Source organism: Fodinibius roseus, from assembly GCF_900129315.1.
In the GTDB taxonomy this organism is placed as follows: Bacteria; Bacteroidota; Rhodothermia; order Balneolales; family Balneolaceae; genus Fodinibius; species Fodinibius roseus.
Map to the genome: position 1 here is coordinate 97464 of NZ_FQUS01000008.1, position 24045 is coordinate 121508.

A 24045-nucleotide genomic window follows, 5' to 3' on the forward strand; every position below is an offset into this window, starting at 1 on the left:
TGAATCCGAATATTCACCTAAATCACCGTCTTATGGCTTCAGTAGCCGGCATCGTCGAAGACAATAAAAAAATTCGTGACCTGATACAGCGGTATCTGGATATGCAGGACGATCTGTCCTGTCCCGTAGCCGTGGATTCCGTCGAAGAAATGCTTGAATACCTCGAGGAGCATCCCGGTCCGGATGTCATCCTGATGGATATACAGCTGCCCGGCATGTCGGGCATCAAGGGGATCGGCATTATTAAAGAAAAGTACCCCGATATCGAGATTATCATGCTTACGGTCTACCACGATTCACACAAGATATTCAAAGCACTGCGGGCCGGGGCGTCGGGTTACCTGCTCAAGCATACTTCGCTGCCTGAAATTAAAGAGTCTATCCTCAAGCTGCTGGACGGCGGGGCCCCGATGTCTCCTCAAATTGCGCGCAAAGTGATTACGCATTTTCAGGAGGAAACGCCTAAAAAAGATCCCGATTCTAATTTGACCCCCCGTGAGCACGATATTGTCAATGGTCTTGTCGATGGCTTGAGCTACAAAATGATTGCAGACCGGTATGATATATCCATTGATACCGTACGCGCGCATATACGAAACATTTATAAGAAGTTACACGTTAACTCTAAAGCAGAGGTGATTGCGAAGTCACTGAAAGGGGAAATTTAGGCTCCCTAACATGATCATGTGATTGCCGGCAACCAGTATATTGATTAACTTCATTATTAGAAGTTGGGCTGAACACATTCACCGGCCTCATAAGCTGGCAATATAAGCATTATACGGAGGTTCCCATGAGACTTGTCAAATTCATCATATTAACACTGACGGCCATCCTATTAACCGGTTGTTATACCCAGTTACAGCATACGACCAGGAGCCAAACGGATAATGCTCCCCGTTACGAGGGAGAGGAAGAGGAGTATATCCCCGTCGACTATAAAGATTATGAGTATGCCGAACGCTATGAGGCCTGTGATTGTAACCCGTACCGGAGCTATAGCTCCTTTTATTATGCTCCGAGCAGGCACTATCATTCATTTTATGATTCTTACTGGGGACGTACGCACTTTCAGCCCTATTTTTCTTCTCACTACTGGGCATTAAGTCCCTATACGCGCTGGCGAATGAGTGTGGGATTTGGCTATCATCACTCCTTTTACAACAGTTTTGGCTTTTCGCTTTCCTGGGGAAGCCCGTTCTATCACAGCTTTTACGGCAACAGCTTTTATTACGATCCTTACTGGTACGGCTATCACCGTCCCTTCTCCTACAACTACTATAATTTTTACGGGAGCGGGTACTATAGAAATGTTTACCGTGACGACCGTGACCGTACCTATCGCCGCCGGAGCATAGGCACGAGCCGTGTCAGCAGCGATCGCAGCCGTTCCCGGTCGAGATCGACCGGTGACCGAAGCAGGGTACGGAGCCGAAGTTCCGATACATCAAACTCTTCCTCCACCGTACGGCGACGATCTACCGGCAGTTCGCGTACGAGCGATGGGTCGGTGGGACGAAGTCGCAGCCGATCCGGCAACGGGTCCGTCGGCCGGAGCCGAAGCAGGGGCAGCAGCGGAAGCTCCTCCTCGGGGGGACGAAGCCGGAGCCGCAGCGACAACAATCTCCAGTCGAGTGTTGACCGCAACAGTGAAACTCCCAACCGGCTAAGCCGGGTCGGATTTCAGCCCGAATCGGATGCTAATGTTGTTCGTCGCAGGTCCGGACCCGACATCAGCGATCGGCTACGACGGCAGCTCCGCTCTTCCGACAGGAACCGGTCCGCGAACCGAGAGCGCAGCCGGAATGGTTTTCTTAATCGGTTGAAGAAAGCCTTTGATACCGGAAATGTTAGCATATCTGACAGAAACCGGTCGGCTACGACGCGGACAAAGGTGCGCTCGCGCTCCGGCAACCGAACGAAATCCACTGTAAACCGCAGTAACAACCGGAGCAGGAGCCGGTCGACAGTCAGGCAGAGCCGTTCTTCCTCTTCCAGCAAATCCCGCTCGCGGGGGAATTCATCCCGCTCCCGCAGCCGCGGAAAGTAACCGGATCGTTGAGATAGATTTAGCTATACAGCTATACAATAATCGAGGCCGGGAAACGCCTGAGACCAGTCTGAGTTATCTTACACCCTAAATTATCTCGTCATGGATATCAAACGTATATCAAGTAGTAACCGGATCATCATATTTCTTTTTGCTGCTTTGGGAATGTCCTTTTTTTCCTCCTTGTCAGTGCAGGCACAGTCCTCGGATGATGTACTCCGGTACAGCCTCGAATATCCATCCTATGATGCCGTCAGCATGGTCCTGCCGGGCGTGGCCGATCACACTGGTTTCGGGTCTTACCAGGATAATCCGGCTGCCATGGCCCTGGCTGAGAAAGGATACCTGTCGTTCGACCTGAGCACCCGCTATGTGGATGAGACGGGCAGCTACCTGGGAAATACCACGAACTTCTCCGACAGCCAAACCGGCGTCGGAAATTTAGGCTTTGTGTACAAGTTTCCCACTACCCGCGGCAGCCTGGTCGTGGGCGGCGGGTACAGCCAGAGCAGCAATTTTAACCGGGCCCTCTCGGTGAGTGCGCAAAACAATGAATCGACGCTGACCGACTTTTACAACAGTTCTTTTGTACATGACGACCTTTACAACGCTGCTTATAAAGCTTTTGCTCTTTACGAGGGTGGTGACTATACCACCTCCGTTTTCCGGGCGAACGGCTACCGGGGAATACACCAGCACATGGAACTGGTTGAAAAGGGACATCTGGGCGAGTATTCTGCCTTTATTGCAAGCGAAGTGATGAAAGACCTGTTTTTCGGGGCTACCATAGGATTTACCGGAGGCAAATATACCTATGAGCGTGATTTTTTAGAATCCGACCGGGATAACGAGTATAACAACAGGGCCAATAACACGGATATCGATGATATCCTGAGCCTGGATACGATTGATGCCACCATCGAGGGTTTTAATGCGCAAGTGGGACTGATATACCAAATGTCTGACCAGCTTAGCCTGGGGGCAGGTTATGAATTCCCGAGCAGGCTCCGGGTTGAGGAGGAATTCAATACGGTTATTTCAACCACCTTTGACAACGGGGATGTCGAGGAATTTGATGCGCCGGGCACTTTTACCTATGAGGTGGTCCGTCCCCAGCGGCTGAAAGGGGGGCTTACCTACCGTCATCCGGCGGGGTTCACCCTCTCAGCGGCGGCCGAAGGCGTTTTTTATACGGATGCCGAATATGATGTAGAAGGCGTTACCGATGCGGAAATTGATATTAACAATAATATTCGCTCAAATTTCAGCAATGTGGTCAACTTTCGCGGGGGACTGGAATACCAGATGAGCGATCAGGTTACCCCGCGTATCGGCTACGCCTATTTTGCCAGTCCCACGGAGAATTTCGACCGCAGCCGGCAGATGATAAGCGGCGGGTTCAGTGCCCGGTTCAACCGGAGCATGAGCTTTAACCTGGGAATCCAATACAGTTTCTGGGAGGATGAAAATCTATTATACGATTATGAAGATCCCGGCACGGGTGATATTTTCGGGGAATGGGCCGGCGAAGATGTCAGTCGCCTGCACGTGATGGCGGGTTTTCAGGTAGCGCTGTAGTGTAGGGTAGTCCTGTCGGACTTATCAAAATCTACTTCGTGTCCGTCGAATGCGGCCGGATTCCGAGCTCTTTTTCGTCAAACAGGTCCACCATTCGTCCCGAAAGGCTGCGGAATATGACTCAATTCGTCTGGCTCTCCGTGTCCTCTGATTCCGACCGGCTGCCAGGCAGGGGGAGTACCAGTAGTTTCTATGTGGTATATGGATATAGCAGGTAGAAACGTAAAAGGCGAATGCGTCATAGCGTATCACGCGAAAAAGTAATGAAGGGAAAGCATTCGGGGATGTGGGAGTCCCAAACCCCATGCGGGCTCCAGGTCCAGCCCCCGGAGTCATCGGCCGGAGGAGCCTCTTTGTAGGGATTGAACCGTGAAAAATCAATGCGCCAGGTGTCTTTGTCATCGGGGGGAAGTGCCCGCTGATCTGCTTTGGCAAGCCATTTCATACCATCCCACGGGAAAGCCAGCTCCACCGTCCATCCCCGGTCACGATCACTATTGTCATTTAACGTTCCGTCTACATAAACGCCGCTTTGCAAGCCGGGGAAGTAAAAGTCCCAGGAGCCCAGCCGCAGTCCTCTGGGATGCGTATCAAAGCCCACACCGTTAAATTCCTTAACCAGCGGATTTGAACGCTGAAAAGCCGGGTTGGCATTAAATCCACCGGTTTCATAGGCTTCTTCCCAGATAAAAAAGGCTTCGTAGCGGGTCCCCAGGGTATTGATCTCGAATTCATAATAGGCATCTTTGCCGGCAATAAACACTTCGGCATTATTCTCCTGGTAAAGAGGGGCGTTCCGTTCCGTCATCGAACCCTGCACAAACGGTTCCTCATGCCAGAATGCAACGTACAGGTTCTGGTCGTCCCACAGCACGGCTGCACGGGTCTTGTGGATAGTTTCAGCGCCGGAGACAAGGTCAACAAATCGGGGAGAGCGGGGGACCTTGTCCCATGCTTTTTCGTCAAGTTGTCCATCAATGGTTGGAGCAGCGGGTGTATAGTAGGCGGTATATCGTTTGATAGAATCCCGGTTGCAGGGAAAAGGCCATTGCTCCGTAACCGTTTCTCCGGAGTGGGTTAAGGCAGAAGTGTTTGCCGAATCGCTGCTGTCCGACCGATTTTGTAATGGGAGTGGAAATACGAGGTGCTTTTTTGTTTCCGGCCTCTGCTGATTCAATACAGGCGCCTCCTGTGTGAGCTTATCAGCTGGTCCGGTACAGGTATTTACAGGTTCAGTACGCCCGTTTAAAAAGGAGCCGGTTGATAGGATGATAAGCAAGCCTGTCAAATAAAAAGTTCTCATTTCAAGTACTGGTTTATAATATTGGCGGGGAATGATATGATACAGATGGTTGCCTGTTTAATAAACGTTGTAATGCAGGTTGGTACATGGCAAGATTTAGACCTGATCTGTTATAGCATCGAAAAAATACAGCTGTCCGGGTATACGGAGTCGAACGTAACCGTTACCACTTTGAGCGGTTTACTGCGGGACCGGCTTCATCTTTTTGTTCTGTTCTGCAATGCATCCGTACGTTCAAATAATTAATAAAGAAAATAAGATATATACCAACAAGAAAGGAAGATTAAATAGGTAAGAAACTGGGACTAAAACCGTTCTTTATCTTTTGTTAGTGCACGGCAATCCCTTATCTTGGCACAGAAATAGTAACCCAAGGATATTACTGTGGATAAATCTATTCGTATTGCATCGGGACAGGGATTTTGGGGTGATCTGCCTAAAGCGCCCATTGACCAGGTTCGGCGGGGACCTATAGACTACCTGGTGATGGATTACCTGGCAGAGGTGACCATGTCGATCCTGCAGAAGCAGAAAATGCGGGATCCGAGCCATGGGTATGCCCGTGATTTTACAGGGGTGATTCGCGAGGTGCTGCCGGATATCGCAGAAAAGGATATCAAAGTGATCTCCAATGCGGGCGGGGTCAACCCGGATGCCTGCAAGGACCGGGTCCTGGAAGCGATGGAACAGCAGAATATTGAGGGGCTTAAGGTGGCGGTGGTGGATGGAGATGATATCCTGGATGATATCGATGATCTCATTGCCGCCGGCCACGCGTTGAACAATATAGATACGGGCCGGCCTATTTCCGATGTCAAAGAACGGCTGCTCAGCGCCAACGTCTATCTCGGATGCCGGCCCGTGGTTGAAGCACTCCGCAGGGGAGCGGATATTGTTATTACAGGCCGGGTAATCGATGCGGGATTAGCCCTGGCAGCGATGGTTCATGAGTTCGGGTGGTCCCTGGAGGATCCCGATAAGATGTCGGCGGGTATTGTGGCGGGACACCTTATCGAGTGCGGAGCCCAGGTTTCAGGGGGGAATTTTACGGACTGGGAGCAGGTGGAAAACTTTGCGGAAATCGGCTTTCCCATTGTGGAAGCAAAGGCGGACGGCAGTTTTTATGTGACCAAGCATGAAGGGACCGGCGGGTTGATTAGCGAGCAGACGGTAAAAGAGCAGCTCATTTACGAGATCGGGGATCCTTCGGCCTATCTTACTCCGGACTGCATGGCCGATTTTACGTCGGTGAAGCTTGAAGCCGCCGGTCCCGACCGGGTGCATGTCTCCGGCATAGAGGGCCGGCCTCCCACCGCTACCTATAAAGTTTCTGCAAGCTATAGTGATGGGTACAAGCTCTCGTCCACACTGGTGTACTCGTGGCCGAAAGCATTGAAGAAGGCGCAAAAAGCAGGAGAAATACTGCGGTCCCGCGCAGAGGCGTTAGGGTTACAATTCGAAGAGTTTCGCGTGGAATATATCGGGGTGAACGGCTGCAGTGAACAGCCTCTGACCGGGGAGCTTCTTGACGCTTCTCATGATGAAGTTCAGATGCGGGTGTCACTGTCGGGACCAGACAAGGAGGACCTAAACCGGTTCGGGAAAGAGGTGGCCCCGCTCATTTTAACCGGTCCCGGCGGGGTGACGGGCTATGCGGGAGGCCGGCCGCGAGCCAGTGCCGTGGTTGCCTATTGGCCGGCGTTGCTCCATAAAGAGGCTGTAACGCCTCGTGTGCGGGTATTTTAGCATAAAAATAGGATAGATGTGCGTTTAGAATCATCATTAGACAGCGCGTAAATTGGTCTTAGAAATTTGCCGGAAAATTTCGGATTTTCAGTCATCGAATAGTAAAGATTAAATTTTATCACTTCAGAAATGGTTATTGGAATAATTGGGGCAAGTTTTTCAGGACTTATTGCCGGTACGCGGTTGGCAAAGGCCGGCCATGATGTAACAATTATCGAGCGAAACCGATCGCTGGGCGGAACGCTGGCCTCGGTCGAACTGGATGAAATGGTTCTCGACTATGGAATGTCTCATTTTTCTGCGGAGACCCGCACGTTCCGGGAGTTTATTGAAGAGTTGAGCCGGAAAGAGCAGCTTCGCGAGTGGACCCGGGAGTTCAGCATGTACGACGGCGACCAGTTCCATGAGGAGGATCCCAACGCATCGCCACTGGCGCAGTACGTTATGACGAACGGGATGCACTCCATTGCCAACTATTTGAGCCGCTGGGTTGATATAAAAACCCAGGAAAAAGCCGGGGGACTGACGTATATTGGTCCCGACCGGGAAAAAAAACGGTCGTGGATGATCAACCTGACCGATATTAATGTATTTGAGTGCGATGCGGTGATAATTGCCACCCCGGCCCCCGAAGCATATGGCGTGCTCCAAACAGCGCAGGATGAAACCGCTGCGCGCAAAATTATTCGGGAGATCGATGAAATATATTATGACGATTGTATCACATTGTCGGCTACCTATAATCAAGCTTCGCCCGAATGGAAGGGGATCGAATGCGAACGTAGTGCTGTCCGGTGGATCGGCAATGAATCCTCCAAGCGTGGGATAAGAGATCGAACAGGGCTGGTGCTGCACTCTTCACACAACTTTTTCAAAAAGAACGAAAAGATCGGTGACGGGGAGACGGCCACAAAACTACTGGAAGAAGCTTCCGAAATCATCGGTTCCTGGGCGCTTCAGCCGGAGTCGACGTATCTCCACCGGTGGAAGTTTTTCAAAGCCCGCAATGTTATTGACGAATATTTTATGGAATTGGAAATGATTGATGCTCCTCTTGCGTTAATAGGAAACTACTTCGGCAACAGGTCATTAGAAAATGCCTATCTGTCAGGATATAACCTGGCTGAATATTGGATCAATAAGTATAGCGACGTTACGGTTGCGTGAGGTATTTATTGTTGTAGCAAAGGCCGAACAAAGTGTTAAAATAGTTCAAAGAAGACTTTTAAAAACCAGTTATTATGTTCAGGGACAAGGCCAGAGGGACAGTGGAATCGCAGCATATGACTCATATGTGGGCATTTCAACCGAGCGATAACGCCGACTTTGGATAAAAGACAGGTTTTGCAAAGTCCTCTGAAAACAGCTAAAAAAAGAGACCATTGGATTCGCTGCGTAAATTAAACAGTTATTTTAAAAAATATAAGGGCACAATACTACTGGGTTCTTTGTTTTTGACGGCATCCAATTTTTTCCTGGTATGGATTCCCGTATACCTGCGGCGTACCGTCGACCAGGTGGCGGCGATTGAAGTAGATCGTTCCCCGGATAGTTTCGATACCATCCTGGAAGTGCTTTTCGGCAGTGATGCCAGCTGGCTTTTGGCCAAGAATGCGTTGCTTTTGGTGGGGGCCGTCGTCTTATCCGGGGTACTGCTGTTTGCCACCCGCCAGACGCTTATTGTGGCCTCCCGTAAGATAGAGTTCGACTTGCGTAACGATATTTTCGATAAACTGTTGAAACTTCCACAGCGCTTTTACAGTACATATAAATCAGGGGAAATTTATGTGCGGGCTACCGAAGATGTCTCCAAGGTGCGCGAGTATTTTGGTCCCGCTTACATGTACACGATTAATACGATCACGCGGGCCGGCTTTATTATTACGATGATGATTATTGTGAGTCCTGAATTAACGTTCTGGGCGCTGCTTCCGCTGCCGTTTTTATCGGCTTTTGCTTATTGGGTGAGCGGCTATATCAATGACTATTCGCGGATTATACAGGAGCAGTATTCGACGATAGCGGGACGCGCCCAGGAATCGTTTACGAGCATCAGGCTTATCAAGGCGTTTAACCGGGAGGCATATGAACGCCGGCGATTTGAAAATGAAAGTGAGCGGTATAGAAAAAAGAAACTACGGCTCGACCTGGTCGAGTCGCTTTTTCACCCGACACTGAACTTGTTAATAGGGTTATCGGTGGTTATAGTCGTTTGGAAAGCGGGACAGTTGGTGATTGAAGGCACACTGACGGTTGGTAATATTATGGAATACATAATATACGTTGCATACCTGACATGGCCGGTTGCGTCGCTGGGGTATACCGTTAACCGGTTTCAACAGGCGATGGCCTCATGGAAACGGATCGACGAAATGTTAACGGAAGAGGTGAATATTTCGGATAAACCGGCTACCGATCACAATATTGATGAAATCGAAGGGACGATCGAGTTTAACAATGTGTCCTTCAAATATCCGGGCGCTGAAGAGTATGCCCTGCAAAATATCACCATGCGTATTGAAGCCGGACAGAATGCGGCGATTGTCGGGCGGACCGGCAGTGGAAAAACAACGCTTGTCGAACTTATACCCCGTTTATTTGAAGTGACAGAGGGAGAAATCTTAGTGGATGGAACGAATATAAAGTCAATTCCCTTAGAGCTCTTAAGACAGAGCATTGGTCTTGTTCCGCAGGATACGTTCCTGTTTTCGGACACCATTGGCGAGAATATTGCTTTCGGTACCCGGGACGCCTCGCAGCAGGAGATTGAAGAAGCTGCTGAAAAAGCACAAGTTCGAAATAATATTTTGGATTTTGAAAATAAATTTGAGACTATATTAGGTGAAAGAGGCATCACACTTTCGGGTGGACAAAAGCAACGCACCGCGATTGCAAGAGCACTGATTCGGGATCCGAAAATTATTATATTAGATGACTCATTAAGTGCAGTAGATACCAAGACAGAAGAGTCTATTCTACGACATCTCCGTCAGGAACTCATGGGCCGAACGACATTGATGATTAGCCACAGGATATCTACCATTAAAGATGCAGATATTATATACTATATTGAAGACGGAACAGTTGTAGAAAAAGGAACTCACGAAGAATTATTAGATAAAGAAGGTCGTTACTCAGTAATGTATAATAAACAACTCATAGAAGAAGAGTTGGCCGAAATTTAAAATCAAATAGTAATATTCAACCAATAAAATCAAGTTGCTTGACCGCAGCATGATTTAAAAAAACAGGAGTAGAAATCATGATTATTGTACCTTTGGGTGTTGCATCAGCAACCCCGACAGCAACCCGACATTTATCATCCATCGCCGTCTGGAGAGAAGGCAGCGTTTTCTTGTTCGATTGTGGGGAAAATGCCCAAATGCGAATGTTACAAGGAGGACTAAAACGTTCTCAGATTGACTATATCTTTATATCTCACTTTGATACGGATCATTATTCCGGCCTGATTGGGCTGCTGTCGACCCTGCAGCTACAACGGCGCGACCGCCCCATAACACTGGTGGGTCCCACCGGAATAAAAGATTTTGTAGAATGGAATTTTGAGTTTTCCAATATCAACCTGAACTACGAAATCGAATATGTTGAAGTTGAGGAGGACTTTGAGGAAGAGCGGGTCGTCGATACCGATGATTACTATGTAGAAGCGCGTCCTCTTAATCATACCAAGTTTTGCATCGGCTACCGCCTGCAGGAGAAAGATCTCCCGGGCAAAGTTGATGCCGAGAAAGCTCAGAAGCAGGGAATAAGCGAAGATTGGCAGTATAAAGATCTTAAAGCCGGTATAGATGTTGAACTGGAAGACGGCACCGTGGTTAAGTCCGCGGATATTGTGGGTCATCCCCGTCCCGGTGATAGTTTTGCTTATATTACCGATACCAAATACTGTCCCAATTCGGTGAGGCTGGCTAAAAATACCAATGTGCTCATCCATGAGGCTACCTTTAGCGACAGCCTTTCCGATAAAGCCGAAGAGACCGGACATTCCACGGCCAAGGATGCCGCACGGGTTGCCAATGAGGCCAAAACAAAGCTTCTGGTCATTACCCATTTCTCTGCTCGCTATACCAACGAGTATGTGCTGTTGCGTGAAGCCCGGGATGATTTCTTTCCTACCTGGGTGGCGACTGAATTGCGGCCGATCTTTACCGATCCAGCCCACGAAAAAGGGATCATCAAGCCTAAAGTCTATATTAAGGAGATCAACCGGGACAATAATAACAGCAATAAGAATAAGGGTTCTAAACGGAAAAAACGCAGCAGCGGCAAGAAAAAGCGTCGCATGCGTAAACGGAAAAACTCGCCGGGAAAGAAACGCCGGAGCCGAAAAAGCAGTAAGAAACGAAGCGGGAAATCGCGAAGCTCTAACAATAAAAACAATGGAGGAAACGGAGGGAACAAAAACAATAATAATGAACGAAAACCCAAGCAAATTACCCCCCGTACTCCCTTTGACGATTTCGACCGATTCTAAATCCATAGGAGTGTGAGCAACAAGCAGACCGATAATGCCGTCGATTCACACCTGCTTCGGCGGCTTTATCAATTTATCAAACCCTACCGCTGGTATGTCGTTCTGGGCATAATGCTGACCCTCGGGGCTTCCTTCCTGGGGACCATACGCCCGAAACTGACACAGGTTGCGGTTGATGATTATATCGCGAACAATGACTTCGAGGGGCTGCTGTGGATAATTGTGCTGCTGTTCGGAGCTCTGGTCGGTGAATTTATTTTACTGGTTATTAATACTTACCTGACTCGCTGGTTCGGACAGGGTACGCTTTATAACCTGCGCAATGCGGTCTTTAAAAAAATTCAGTCGATGCACGTCCAGTTTTTTGACAGGAATCCCATCGGCCGTTTGATTACGCGTACCACCAGTGATATTGAGGCCCTCAGCGATCTGCTGAGTGACGGGGTCGTTAATATTATGGGCGATATGTTCCGTATTTTCTTCATCCTGTACTTTATGTTCAGCATGAGCTGGGAGCTCTCGCTTGTGGCGATCTCGGTACTTCCCCTGTTGTTTTATGCCACTTTTTTGTTCAAGGCCAAAGTGCGCGTTTCCTTTTTGGATGTTCGCGATCAGATCGCACGGCTTAACTCATTTGTTCAGGAACATATCAACGGGATGGCCGTGGTACAGCTCTTCAACAAAGAGGAGCGACAGCGCAGCAAGTTCAGGGATATCAACAGCAGCTACAAAGGCGCCTACCTGGATACTATTTTTTATTTTGCCATCTTTTGGCCCGCTGTAGAAATAATCGCAAGCCTGGCCATGGCCCTGGTCATTTGGTACGGCGGGGGACGTGCGGTCATGGACCAGGTAACCTTTGGTGTCCTGCTGGCGTTCGTGCAATACGTACGCGACTTTTTCCGGCCCATCCGGGGACTCTCGGAAAAGTTTAATACCCTGCAGTCGGCACTGGCTTCATCAGAGCGTATTTTTGATGTGATGGACACCTCCAATGAAGTGACCGATCCGGAGCAACCGCGACATATTGATGAGCCGGAGGGACATATTCGCTTTGAGGAGGTCTGGTTCGGATACAACGAAGAGGAAACCGTGCTTAAGGATGTTTCTTTCGAAGCAGATCCGGGCGAAACCATAGCGATTGTGGGAGCAACCGGGGCCGGCAAGTCAACGATTATCAACCTCCTGATGCGTTTCTATGATATTAACAGGGGAACTATTTTTCTGGATGGGGTGAATATTCAGGATCTCACCCTGGAGGAACTGCGCTCCAACTTTGCTTTGGTGCTACAGGATAACGCCCTCTTCTCGGGTACCATCATGGAAAATATTACGCTGGGCAACCCGGACATCCCTGAAGAAAAAGTCATTGAAACGGCCCGGAGCGTGGAGGCCGATCAGTTCATCAACAAGCTGCCCGGCGGCTTTAATTTCAAGCTGAGTGAACGCGGGGCTTCGCTTTCCATGGGACAACGCCAGCTGATCTGCTTTATCCGGGCGATGGTATACGATCCGACGATCCTGGTGCTGGATGAGGCCACCTCAAGTGTGGATTCTGAGACCGAGGATATTGTCAACCGGGTCTGTGACCGGCTGATGGAGGGACGTACGTCCATCGTCATTGCACATCGGCTGTCGACCATTCACGAGGCCGACCAGATTCTGGTGATGCACAAGGGAGAGATCAGGGAAAAAGGAACGCATGGAGAGCTGCTTCAAAAAGAGGGAGGTATCTACCGCAAGCTGTACGAACTGCAGTATAAGGATGAGTTTGTACCCTCGACCAAATCCGCCTGATGCCGACGCATCTCCCGGATTTCCGGTAAAAAGTAAGGGCTAAGGATCAAATACCAATTAGCCATTAACCAAATTAATCCCTGCCACGAAGATGGGGGCGTCCGAAGCCTTTATCCGTCAGCTGCCAACTTGCTCACAGCCTCCCTCAACAAAGCGAGTCTAACCTGGATTTCTCACCAAGAAATATTTTCCTCAGCAAGGCGAAGGACGAATGGTGGCGGAAACGTATCTGGATACGTTGAGCAAACCATTTAAGCTTCAACGCAGCTGAGGGAGAAGTTTCGTAGAAAAAAACCTGTTATTTTTCAAGGACTTAATATTGCTTTAACTCATTATCCAAGAACGGGGTACGATATATTTAACAAAATACTTGTGAGAAATCCAGGCTATAGCGGCCATATAAAGGGGATCAGGATGATTACGATCGACCACAGAACCAATTGCAGCGGAAAACCCACCTTGAAAAAGTCGGTAAAACGGTAGTTACCGGGACCGTATACCATCAGGTTTGTCTGGTAACCGATGGGCGTCAACAGGGACATCGATGCTACCAGGGTAATGGCTATGAGCAGGCCGCGGGCTTCCACACCTTGTGTTTCCGCAACCGATAAAGCGATCGGAAACATCAGTGCGACCGCACCGTTATTCGTAATGACCTCCGTCATAATCGCAGTCACTATAACCACGCCGGCCAGCACGGCCCGGGGACCATAGGCGCTGGTCAGCTCCACCATCCAGCGGCCGATGATTTCGGCTGCGCCACTGACTTCCATGGCCCTGCCCAAACCTATAGCGGCTCCGATCACAATCAGTACCGTCCAGTCTACTGATTTACGGGCTTCCCCCGCTTCAACAACATTGAACGCCAGCAACACCGCAACGCCTAAAATGCCCGCCAGCGCTATGTGAAGGGTACCGAGCGTCACCAGCGTTATAATGCCGATTAACACGGCAACGGAAACATAGAGATCTTTTCCGCCGGGACGGTGTTCTTTGGCTTCCTTTGTGGCCCCGGGGGCTTCCCCGCCGGCTTCACTGGTCAGGAAAAAGTCCTCGGTATCCTCATACGCGCCCCTGAAGGCACGACCGGTGTCAAGGAGTAAAAGATCACCGGCATGGAGTACGAATTCGCCCAGAGGCTGGTCAATACGCTTACCTTTTCTGCGGACACCGGTAACCGCTGCTCCGAACCGTTCGAGGAGCTTTGCCTCTTCCAGGGTGGATCCTACCAGCCGGGATCCCTCTTTGATGACCACCTGGTGAAGTTCCCGGTCCATTTTTTCTTCCCGTTTAATGTTTCTCGGGGGCTGAAGGGCAAGCCGGAGGCCGGGAAAATCGTCAAGGTCGGGAGCTTTTGCCGCTATGCCTCCTTCCGCAGCATAGAAAAGATGATCGCCGGCGCGGAGTTGCTCATCTTCCGGGACCGGAGCTATCTCACGGTCGTTGCGGTTAATCCGTGAAAGGTAAAAGCCGGGGAAACTCCCCAGGCCGGCTTCCTCTATGGTTTTCCCGATGACGGCTGCGCCATCCGTAATTTCGAGCTCCACCAGCAGCTCCCGTATTCGTTCCTCTTCATACCGTATATCACGGCGGGCGGGCGTCAGGAGGGGAGAGACAAAAATGAGATAAATAAGTCCCGCAACAGCACAGGGAACCCCCACCCAGGCGAGCTCAAAGAAAGAAAGTCCCTCAAACCCATGGCTCAGCAGGAGCCCGTGCGTAATCAGGTTGGTACTGGTCCCGATCAGGGTACAGAGTCCCCCGAGGATAGCCGCATAGGAAAGCGGTATCAGCAGTTTCGATACCAGAATATTATTTTTCTGACCCCAGCTTCGGATAGCAGGAATGCCCATAGCGACCACAGGCGTGTTATTCAGAAAAGCCGAATAGGCAGATACACTGGGACACAATCGCAAAAGAATCTGTTGTATGCTCCGGGTTTCCTTGCCCAGGATAAAATCGCTCGCCCGGTCCAGCGCCCCGCTTTCCCTCAGTGCCGCTGCCACAACATATAAACTCCCCAGGGCTACCAGGGTGGTATTGCCAAACCCTTCAACCGCCTGGTCCAGGCTAATGACGCCGCTCACCGTCACGAGAGCCAGAGCGGTCAGCAGTACGGCATCGGGACTCCACAGGTCAATGGCCAGCCCTACAAAAGCAAGAAACAGTACTCCTAAAATCAGTAATTGATCAAATCCCATTGAAAACAGCGTAAGTTTATCCTGGTTGGTTTGGTACGATTAAGTTCATATGACGAACATAGGCTTGCGCAAGTTTTTTTGTGTTATGGTTTTAAAACGAACATAGAAGCCGGCTAAAACATAGTAAAAAATCCTGTGGTCCGTACAGTTTTTTTTAAACCGATCGATCATCTCTTAATGGTACCGGAGTAATTCCCAAAACGTCAGCCGGATTATCGCACTATATCAAACTTTGCCCAGACGGGCAGGTGGTCAGAGGTGGTAGATTCAAATTCTGAAATATAATCAAGCGGGGCATCATAGACCGCAACACTTTCGTCCATATAAAAAGGGAAGAGCTCGTCACTAACGGTAATATGATCGATGAGGTTGCCTTCCTCCATATAGTTAAGGGATGAGGATTCTTTATCGGTGGAAAGAACACGAGTGATCACCTCAAAGTGTTGGGCGTGTTCTATAAATTCGTCATAGGGCGTTTCAGCAAAATTACCGGGCTCATGGTAGTAAAGCGATTCATCCACATCATCGTTGTAGTCGCCGAGCAGGATAATGCCGGCACGGGGTTTCTCATCCATCAGGTAATAAAAGAGTCCCTCTGCCGCCCGCTGCCGTCGCTTATAGGATTCCCCGTAATCGGCTGTATTCGCTTTGCCGTGAACGACAACAGCATAACATTCAACAGTCGTTTCCTCAAAGGTGTAGTCAAACCGGAAATACAGGGGCGTCCGCCCGTTAGCCCAGAAATAGTTCCAGTCTTGCCGGTATTCCTCCCGCACATCCGTAATTGCCCCGGCCTCCACAGAATCAATGGTATGGATGTTATAGACAAACGCCATTTTTTGTCCCTTACTGACATGCCCGGCTGTAAACCCGTGGTAGCCGGTAAGTGGTTCCAGCAGGGTAGCGAGGGCTTCGCGGCTGTGGATTTCCTGGAGAGCAAAAAGATCGGCATCCAGCGAATCCATCACCCGGACAGCATTTTTAGTCTGCCGGAAGTCATCGTTTGCTCCGTACCACTCAATATTCCATGTTACCGTTTCAAGGATACCGTCAGGAGCTACAGGCTCTGTTTGAGGAATCTCTTCCTCCGGCCGATCTTCCTCCCCGTCTTCATAACCCGGGGTACCGCAGCTGTATAAAAACAGGACGGCCGTAAGAAAAAGGAGGGGGCTTATACTCGAAATAGTCCGGTTCTTCAACGTTATTCAGTTTCAGCCTCTTGCTTGGGATTAATACTCAGTACCGGACTTTTTACATGGCGTACGACATTCGCCGTGGTGCTGCCCATCATCAGGTAGTCGATGCCCGTTCGTCCCACTGTCGACATAACAACGAGATCATACGGGTCGGCTGAGTTGTAGTTGAGAATCGCCTCGTGAGGGGTATCCGTAGAGACAATCACATTGGTCGATATCAGGTCGTCGAGTTCGTGAAGCTCCTCTTTGGCCAGGATCTTAAGCCGCTGGTTGCGAAGCTCAATTTTTGATTTGTCGGGATTACTGTCGTGTTCGGGATCATAGGCAAAAATATTGATAAGCTCCAGCTTTGCATTTGCCTTTAGCGCTATCTCTTTGGCATAAGGGAATGCTGCCTTGGAATGATCTGAAAAATCAGTCGTAAGCAGAATTCGGTTCAGGTTTGTAACTTCCCGGTCCTCATTGACGATCAGCACCGGCAGGTGTGACATGCGCAACACTTTCTCCGCAACGGATCCCAGAAAAAAGCGCGAAAAGCCGGTACGCCCGTGCGTGGACATTACAATCATGTCAAAGTCTTTGGCTTCCTCAACAATAGCCTGGGCCGGGTTGCCAATGGATATGAGGGGTTTGGTAAGGAGCGAGGGATCAACATTTTCTTCCCCCAGCTCAGACAGCCGGCTGTGCAGGGCCGTTTCAATTTCTTCGTAATCGTCAATCGCGGTCGATCCCATACCCCCGAACATATAGGGTCCGCCGTCTACCTCGCTAAGAGGCAGGTATGAGTGAAAAGGGGTGATGGTCCCCTCAAACAGCCGGGCCATCTGCCGGGCCGAATGAAGGGCGCTGGTGCTCAGTTCGGAAAAGTCGAGCGGCACGAGAATCCTGATATTTTCCATAATGTAATAATAAAAAATTGAGGTTAACGGAAGTTAAGAATCAATAATGGCTAAAGCCATCCTTTTTGTTTAAAATAAAACACCATGCCGACAGCAATAACAGTCATCAATACCAGAGAGGCCGGGTATCCCCAAAACAGATTGAGTTCCGGCATATTATAGGGACTGGCCTCGGGATTAAAGTTCATTCCATAGATACCCGCAATGAAGGTAAGAGGGATGAAGATGGTAGCGATAATCGTCAGCACCTTCATCACTTCATTCATCCTGTTGCTGATATTTGACATATACAGGTCGTGGAGGCTGAGGACCATATCCCGGTAACTTTCCATGGTATCGATTACCTGTATAATGTGGTCATAGACATCCCGCAGGAACAGTTTGGTGTGATCGGATATCAGGGGAGATTCATCTCGTATAGCCGTATTTAGAGCCTCGCGCAGGGGTCTGATTGCTTTGCGAAAGAGAGCCGTTTCCTGCCTGACTTTGTGAATCTGGTGCAGCAGATCTTCTTCGTCGTTTTCAAACAATCCTTCCTCGATGTGTAAAATAGTATCCCCGATTTGATCGAGGGCAGTGAAATAGTGATCAACCACCGTATCGATCAGCGCATAGGCAAGGTAATCGACCGGCTGGGTACGCATACGTCCCCCTTGAACAGTGAGCCGATCCAGGATCGGCTGAAAATGATTGGTGTCCGTCTCCAGAAACGACAGCACATAGTTGGGGCCCAGCACAATACTTACCTGTTCGGAATGGAGCGCTTTATGCTCCTTCGAATACATGAACATCCGCAACACGAAAAAGATGCAGTTGTCATAGACCTCCATTTTAGGATGCTGCCCGGTATTTACAATATCTTCCTGGATGAGCGGATGCAGCTCAAAAAAAGACCAGATGGATTTTAACTTCTCCGTATCATGCAGGCCGTTGACGTTGATCCAGGTTTTCGACGGGTTTTCCAGGTAAGGCTGGCACTCTTCGATATCGGTAACAGAAAGCCGGTCTACATGCGATTCGTCGTAATCATAGAGCGCAATTTGTACTTCCTCTACTCTCTGTTGACCCATATATTCCACGGTACCCGGAGCAGTGCCGGGTTTTTGGGAACCATTTTTTTTGCGCCGGGACAGGGGATGTATAAATTGCTTTGCCATGCTTGCCATACTCTTTGAATTCCGAGGGATGCTATAATATGTACAAGACAAAAGGTATTTCCAAGCATCACAGAAAAAAGCCCGTACCTTTGACGATACGGGCCCTGCGAAACCAAAGGCCGGGAGAATATTCTCGAAAGCTTTTGAAAACCCGGGAATTTTGCTCAAGGTCAAGGCCCCCGAGAGGTTGCCCTCGAAGCATATCCTCCCCATATGTGAGGCTTCAACCGGCCGATAATGTCGTCATCGGGCAAAAGAACGGATTTACAAAGGCTTCTATCGAATCATCAGCCTCCCAATTCTCCATCTTTGGCTTTTTCCTTCAGCTCTTCATTGGCATAGACGGCTATTTCAACGCGCCTGTTTTGCTGCCGTCCCGCTTCGGTGCTGTTATCTGCTACCGGGTCTTCCTCGCCAAAACCGGTGATAATCATTCGATCACTTGCCACCCCCTGCTGCGCTGCATAGCTGGCTACGGCTTTGGCCCGGTCTTCGGAGAGCTGCTGGTTGTATTCTTCGGATCCCCGGCTGTCGGTGTGGCCGGCAAACAAGATCTCGGTATTCTCATAGTCTTGAAGAATATCGGACAGCTCCTCTATATTTTCCCTGGAGGCGGAACGGAGTTCATACGAGTCGAAATCAAAGAGGATACCGGAATCAAACGTAATTTTAATTCCTTCACCCACACGTTCAACCTCGGCATTTTCCAGTTCACTTTCCATCTCTTCCGCCTGGCGATCCATATAATTACCAATGGCCGCGCCGGCCGCTCCGCCCACAGCAGCGCCAATAATGGCACCGGTTACGGTATTGCCGGCGGCTTTACCGATAACGGCCCCTGCCAGTCCCCCTGCACCAGCACCGGCAGCGCCACCTTTAGCAGTTTTGCTCCAGTTTTTACATCCCTGAAACATTAAACCCATTAAACCAATACAAACGATAATTGCTGTACCTTTTTTAAATATTGTCATAACTCTTGGAACTTATTTGAATTAAAAACGGAACAGTGCATTATAGATCAAAAGTGACCAGATGTTCCATGCCTGTTGTTTAATACAAAGATTATGTGTGAGGGATTCCAAAAAGATTCGGTACAGGAGCCACCACTCCTGTCTATTCTTATTGTAGTTTTAATCTAAACCAACAATCAATAATAACAGTCAGTCCAATGCAGGCATAGGCAATATCCCTGTTGTGTTTTTAATTTGAATTAGTAATAACGGTCAAGCTATTTCAGGGACGGACATCCGGCTGCGAATAACTGGTAACCCGTAGGCAACAATCAGTCAGGTTGTTTCTGTGCGTAATACTTCGAGGGGAGTTCGTCTGTAGATACTCCGGCTGTTGAGCATGCCGATAAGGATGGTCAGTCCGGTGATCAGCATCGTACCAATGACGATCACCCAGAAGTTGGGCACAAAGACAATGTCAAAATAGAAGTATCCCAGCAGCCAGCTGGCACTCAGCGATAGAATGAGTCCGGTCAAGGCGGAAAGGAGCCCGAGGAACAGGTACTCCACCGAAAGAATACCGATAATCTGTTTTTTGCTGGCTCCCATGGTACGAAGCAGCACGCTTTCCCTGACCCGCTGAAAATGACTGGTGGCAACCGAACTGGCCAGCACGATGAGCCCGGTCAGAATGCTGAAAAGCGCCATAAACTGGATGGCAAAAGAGATGTCGTCAATAAACCGGTTGATGGTTTCCAGGATACGGCTTACATCAATGGCGGAAACATTGGGGTAGTCCTGTACCATAGCCTGCTGGGTCCCGGCCGCAACCTCCCGGTTGGGTGTGCGGGTGACCGTCACAAATATCTGCGGAGCCTGTTCCAGCACGCCTGCGGGGAAGAGCATGAAGAAGTTGGGCTGTACCCGCCGGAAGTCCACTTCGCGGATACTTCCCACATACGCCTGCACGGGCACGCCCTGCACATCAAACGTCAGTGAGTCCCCGATTTCAAGCTCCAGATCCTCGGCAATCTCCTGGGCGGCCGAAACGGGTACGGCGCCCCGGGAAGGGTCGGCCGTCCCGATCCACTCTCCTTTGAGCAGCGTTTCGGAATCGACCAGTGAATCACGGTAGGTAGAGCGATATTCCCGCTGCAGGGCCCAGCCGCGGACCTCACTGGTGGTGTCTTCCGCGATCGCCCTTGTGCTGCGTCCCCTCAGTGAGTCCAGCCGCATCGTTACCATGGGGACATTCTGAAGGATAGGCAACCCCTCTTCTTCGAGCAGCTGATTGAGTCCCTCATTCTGGTCGGGCTGAATATCAAAAAAGATCAGGTTGGGGGCGTCATCGCGGGTGGCGAAGTCCAGCTCCTCCATCAGCATATCCTGGCTGAAGTACAGCGTACTGACCAGCAGCATGCCGAGTCCCAGTGAAAGCATCAGCGTAGCTGTCTGGTTGTTGGGACGGTAGAGGTTCGCCAGTCCCTGGCGCCATACGTACGGCCAGTGAGAAGGGAAATAGCGCCTCACGAGCTTCATCAGGAGCCGGGCCACCAGCAAAAGCAGCCCAAAAGCCGCAATCATACCCAGGGTAAAGAGTCCCCCGACCCTCCAGCTTTCGGTCAGCAGCGTTGCGTAGCCGAAGACGGTGAGTACGATAACGCCATAAATCAGGAATTTCACCTTGTGAGAGAGGAGGGAGGTGATGGATTCCTCGAGGGTGCGCAGGGCGTACAGGGGAGAGGCCTTGCGGAGCGCCAGCAGCGGCATGAGCGCAAACGCAAGGGCCACGCCGGTACCGGTAAAGAGTCCGAGTCCGATAGAAAACCACGAAACGGTTAGCTCGACATCCACCGGCAGAAAATCGCTGACCAGGGCCGGGAGCAGGTACTGCAGGCCAACCCCCAGGAGGGTACCCGATAGGGCGCCCAGAAAGCCGAGGATGACCGACTGGATCAAAAAGATACTCATCGTTTGGTCGGACGACGCCCCGAAACAGCGGAGCACCGAGGCGGTACTGATCTTCTGGTTGATGTAGACGTGTATGGAGCTGGCAACCCCGATGCCGCCCAGCAGAAGGGCAATGAAGCCGACCAAATTCAGGAATTTACCGAGGTTGCCGACCGCCTCCCCGATCTCTTCCCGGCGTTCTTCGACGGTCTCATAGTCGATATCAATACGGAGATGGTCTTCCAGGGAATCAAGCTTTGCCTCGATCGGCTCCAAATCGCGGTTGTCGTCGAATTTGAAGTAACGCTTGTATTCGATCCGGCTGCCGCGCTGGACCAGCCTGGTGGAGTCCAGCAGGGTCTGCGGGATAAAGACGCGTGGGCCAACCATAGAAGCTGCGGCCGCCTCGCCCGGCACTTTGGTAATCGCCCCGCCGATGGGAAAAGTGACTTCCCCGACCTTGACGGAGTCCCCGACGGAAAGACCGAACTGCGTTAAAAGGGTCTGGTCTACCAGTGCCGAGGAATCGGTCTTGAACTGCTGAGCCGCTTCGGACGGCCGGGTTTCCAGGATCCCGTAAAAAGGAAAGTTGCCTTCGAGAGCGCGGATATTAGAGAGCCGGGTAGCCCCGTTCCCTGGGAAAAAGACCATAGAGGGAAATTCCGTTATGGTGGCCTGCTCCCCGCCCAGGGACTCAGCATATAATCGCAGGGTGTCGGGGAAAGGCTGTTCGGTCTCAATCTCGAGATCGGCCCCAAGCAGTTCTTTGGACTGGTTGTTGATGGTAGTGTTGAGACTGTCCCTGAAGGAGGTGATGGCTACCTGGGCGGCTACCCCGATGATGATAGCTGAAATATATACGAATAATCGCTTTTTATTAGAGCGCGCATCGCGCCAGGCCATCTTCCACGACCAGCTTGAAAAAAATGTGAACATAAGTTTGTATGGTTGTAAGGGCTCGGCGCGTTATCGGTTAACTTGGTCCATTTTGGGCTGACCGGTCCGTTCGTCCCGTTCGATCGCCCCGTTTTTCAGATGGATTGTCCGCCGGCACTGCTCGGCAAGCGACAGGTCGTGGGTTACCAGTATCAGCGTAGTCCCGTTGATGGTGTTCAGGTCAAAGAGTAGCTTTTCGATGGTGCCCCCCGTTTCGGTATCGAGGTTACCGGTGGGCTCGTCGGCAAAAAGGATTTTCGGCTTGTTGATGAACGCCCGGGCAATAGCCACGCGTTGCTGCTCGCCTCCCGAAAGCTGGGTAGCATAATGATGCAGGCGTTCTTCCAGTCCGACTTCCGCAAGCAGCTGCCGGGCATCCTCTTTAACTTCGGCCGTTTTGACGCCCCGCAATTCCAGCGGCACCATTACGTTTTCCAAGGCGGTAAGGGTGGGGACCAGCTGAAAGGTCTGAAAGACAAATCCCACATACTTATTTCGTACTTCCGCACGTTCATCCTCACTAAGCGGGCCCAGCGGGATGTCGTTTAAAGTGACCTCCCCTGCAGTGGGCCGGTCCAGACCGGCACACAGTCCCAATAGCGTAGTCTTTCCGCTGCCGGAGGGACCTACGATCGAGCAGGTCGTACCTTCTTCCACCGAAAAAGAAATATGGTCAAGAACGGTAAGCTGCCGGTCGCCGCTTCTGAATTGCTGGGTAAGATCGGAAACTTCTAAAATGGGATTTGAATCCATAAAAATAATACTGGAAATTAGTTAGTGAACAGTGATACTGCGGAATAATGGTTGAATATATACGTTTGTTAATTGTGCTACTTGTTAAACCGTGCTGAGTCCAATCCCGGCGACTGAATACAGCTGTTATGGGCGAAGCACCTATGTGCCCCGGTTGCCTTTTTGTAAGCGCTGGAATAGCTACAGGTCAATGAATCATTCTGCGGTGAAAATCGTTTCCTGATTATTCAAAGATAACTTTTAAAAACGTATTAACAGATTAATGAAACGATTTTTAACATTTTTTGTTACGCTTCTTCTGTTCTCTTTGCCCGCTTCCGCCCAGGAGGATCCCTCCCGGATCCTTTTCTTCGGCGACAGCATTACGGCGGGACACGGGATTGACAAGCAGGAGGCTTTTCCCGCCCTTATTCAGCAAAAAATTGATTCATTAGGATGGAACTTCCAGGCAATCAACGGGGGACTCAGCGGGGAGACCTCCTCCGGGGGACTTCGGCGTATCGACTGGATGCTGCGTCAGCCGGTATCCGTATTTGTCCTTGAGCTGGGGGGCAATGACGGACTGAGGGGTATTGATCCGGAGGTTACCAAACGTAATTTGCAAATGATTATGAACAAGGTTCGGGCAAAATACCCGGATGCTGCCATTGTACTGGCCGGCATGCAGGTGCCGCCCAACCTGGGCTCGGATTATACCGGTGCGTTCAGGGAGATCTATCCGGCACTGGCAGAGCAGAACAAGGCGGAGCTCATTCCTTTTCTGCTGGAGGGCGTGGGAGGCAACGACGAGTTAAATCAATCGGATGGGATTCATCCCACTGCAGAGGGACATAAAGTGGTGGCGAAAAATGTCTGGGAGGTCCTGAAACCGATTCTCCGGCAGAAACGGTCGGAGGGATGAAGAAGGAGCCCCCCCAACCCCTTTCGGTGTGCACCCGCCGGCCTTTCCCTGACTTTGCGAGGCCGGATGGTTTTATGGAAGCCTTTAAAAACCAGGAATTTTGTTCAAGGCCTCAGGGAGGTTGCCCCGGAGC

The 24045-nt window shown here is 50.4% G+C and carries 17 protein-coding genes; 9 read left to right on the forward strand and 8 right to left on the reverse strand.

The window, feature by feature from the left end; all coding sequences use genetic code 11:
• Positions 1-32: 32 nt before the first annotated feature.
• The 3 genes from BUB16_RS09180 to BUB16_RS09190 all read left to right on the forward strand — a co-directional run bounded on the left by BUB16_RS09180 (position 33) and on the right by BUB16_RS09190 (position 3628).
• Positions 33-668: a response regulator gene (locus BUB16_RS09180; protein ID WP_073062906.1), complete on the forward strand. Its 636-nt coding sequence runs from the start codon at positions 33-35 to the stop codon at positions 666-668.
• Between the two features lie 125 nt (positions 669-793).
• The gene (locus BUB16_RS09185) at positions 794-2050 is read left to right on the forward strand and encodes a hypothetical protein (RefSeq protein ID WP_073062702.1); all 1257 of its coding nucleotides are present in this window, start codon (positions 794-796) and stop codon (positions 2048-2050) included.
• Positions 2051-2152: 102 nt separating this feature from the next.
• Positions 2153-3628, forward strand: coding sequence for an OmpP1/FadL family transporter (locus BUB16_RS09190; protein ID WP_084088151.1), 1476 nt, complete (start codon positions 2153-2155; stop codon positions 3626-3628).
• Between the two features lie 238 nt (positions 3629-3866).
• Here BUB16_RS09190 and BUB16_RS09195 read toward each other — a convergent pair whose 3' ends face one another.
• On the reverse strand, positions 3867-4931 hold the full coding sequence (locus tag BUB16_RS09195; protein ID WP_139240252.1) for a carbohydrate-binding family 9-like protein: 1065 nt from the start codon (positions 4929-4931) through the stop codon (positions 3867-3869).
• A gap of 384 nt (positions 4932-5315) precedes the next feature.
• Here BUB16_RS09195 and BUB16_RS09205 point away from each other — a divergent pair, with 384 nt between their 5' ends.
• From BUB16_RS09205 to BUB16_RS09225, 5 genes are all read left to right on the forward strand, one after another.
• Positions 5316-6677 carry an acyclic terpene utilization AtuA family protein gene (locus BUB16_RS09205; RefSeq protein ID WP_073062710.1) on the forward strand — a complete coding sequence of 454 codons (1362 nt, stop codon included), beginning with the start codon at positions 5316-5318 and terminating at the stop codon, positions 6675-6677.
• 129 nt (positions 6678-6806) lie between these two features.
• Complete coding sequence (locus BUB16_RS09210) at positions 6807-7844, forward strand: NAD(P)/FAD-dependent oxidoreductase (RefSeq protein WP_073062713.1); 1038 nt, start codon at positions 6807-6809, stop codon at positions 7842-7844.
• A 215-nt stretch (positions 7845-8059) separates the two neighbouring features.
• Entirely contained in the window at positions 8060-9862 is a 1803-nt protein-coding gene (locus tag BUB16_RS09215; protein ID WP_073062717.1) for an ABC transporter ATP-binding protein, read from the forward strand.
• A 77-nt stretch (positions 9863-9939) separates the two neighbouring features.
• Complete coding sequence (gene rnz, locus BUB16_RS09220; protein WP_073062720.1) at positions 9940-11172, forward strand: ribonuclease Z; 1233 nt, start codon at positions 9940-9942, stop codon at positions 11170-11172.
• 12 nt (positions 11173-11184) lie between these two features.
• On the forward strand, positions 11185-12969 hold the full coding sequence (locus BUB16_RS09225) for an ABC transporter ATP-binding protein (protein WP_073062724.1): 1785 nt from the start codon (positions 11185-11187) through the stop codon (positions 12967-12969).
• A 386-nt stretch (positions 12970-13355) separates the two neighbouring features.
• Here the strand turns inward: BUB16_RS09225 and BUB16_RS09230 are convergent, their stop codons facing one another.
• The 7 genes from BUB16_RS09230 to BUB16_RS09260 all read right to left on the reverse strand — a co-directional run bounded on the left by BUB16_RS09230 (position 13356) and on the right by BUB16_RS09260 (position 23011).
• Complete coding sequence (locus BUB16_RS09230; protein ID WP_073062727.1) at positions 13356-15170, reverse strand: SLC13 family permease; 1815 nt, start codon at positions 15168-15170, stop codon at positions 13356-13358.
• Positions 15171-15382: 212 nt separating this feature from the next.
• Positions 15383-16369, reverse strand: a complete 987-nt coding sequence (locus BUB16_RS09235) for an endonuclease/exonuclease/phosphatase family protein (RefSeq protein ID WP_073062730.1) — start codon at positions 16367-16369, stop codon at positions 15383-15385.
• Between the two features lie 2 nt (positions 16370-16371).
• The gene (locus BUB16_RS09240; protein ID WP_073062733.1) at positions 16372-17265 is read right to left on the reverse strand and encodes a universal stress protein; all 894 of its coding nucleotides are present in this window, start codon (positions 17263-17265) and stop codon (positions 16372-16374) included.
• A gap of 50 nt (positions 17266-17315) precedes the next feature.
• On the reverse strand, positions 17316-18422 hold the full coding sequence (gene corA / locus BUB16_RS09245) for a magnesium/cobalt transporter CorA (RefSeq protein ID WP_073062918.1): 1107 nt from the start codon (positions 18420-18422) through the stop codon (positions 17316-17318).
• Between the two features lie 287 nt (positions 18423-18709).
• Positions 18710-19393: a YiaD family glycine zipper/OmpA-like lipoprotein gene (locus BUB16_RS09250; RefSeq protein WP_073062736.1), complete on the reverse strand. Its 684-nt coding sequence runs from the start codon at positions 19391-19393 to the stop codon at positions 18710-18712.
• Positions 19394-19708: 315 nt separating this feature from the next.
• The gene (locus BUB16_RS09255; RefSeq protein WP_073062739.1) at positions 19709-22258 is read right to left on the reverse strand and encodes an ABC transporter permease; all 2550 of its coding nucleotides are present in this window, start codon (positions 22256-22258) and stop codon (positions 19709-19711) included.
• A gap of 30 nt (positions 22259-22288) precedes the next feature.
• The gene (locus BUB16_RS09260) at positions 22289-23011 is read right to left on the reverse strand and encodes an ABC transporter ATP-binding protein (RefSeq protein WP_170864340.1); all 723 of its coding nucleotides are present in this window, start codon (positions 23009-23011) and stop codon (positions 22289-22291) included.
• Positions 23012-23273: 262 nt separating this feature from the next.
• Between BUB16_RS09260 and BUB16_RS09265 the strand changes: the two genes are divergently transcribed.
• Positions 23274-23912 (forward strand): arylesterase, encoded by a 639-nt coding sequence (locus BUB16_RS09265; RefSeq protein ID WP_073062742.1) that lies wholly within the window; start codon positions 23274-23276, stop codon positions 23910-23912.
• Positions 23913-24045 lie beyond the last annotated feature (133 nt).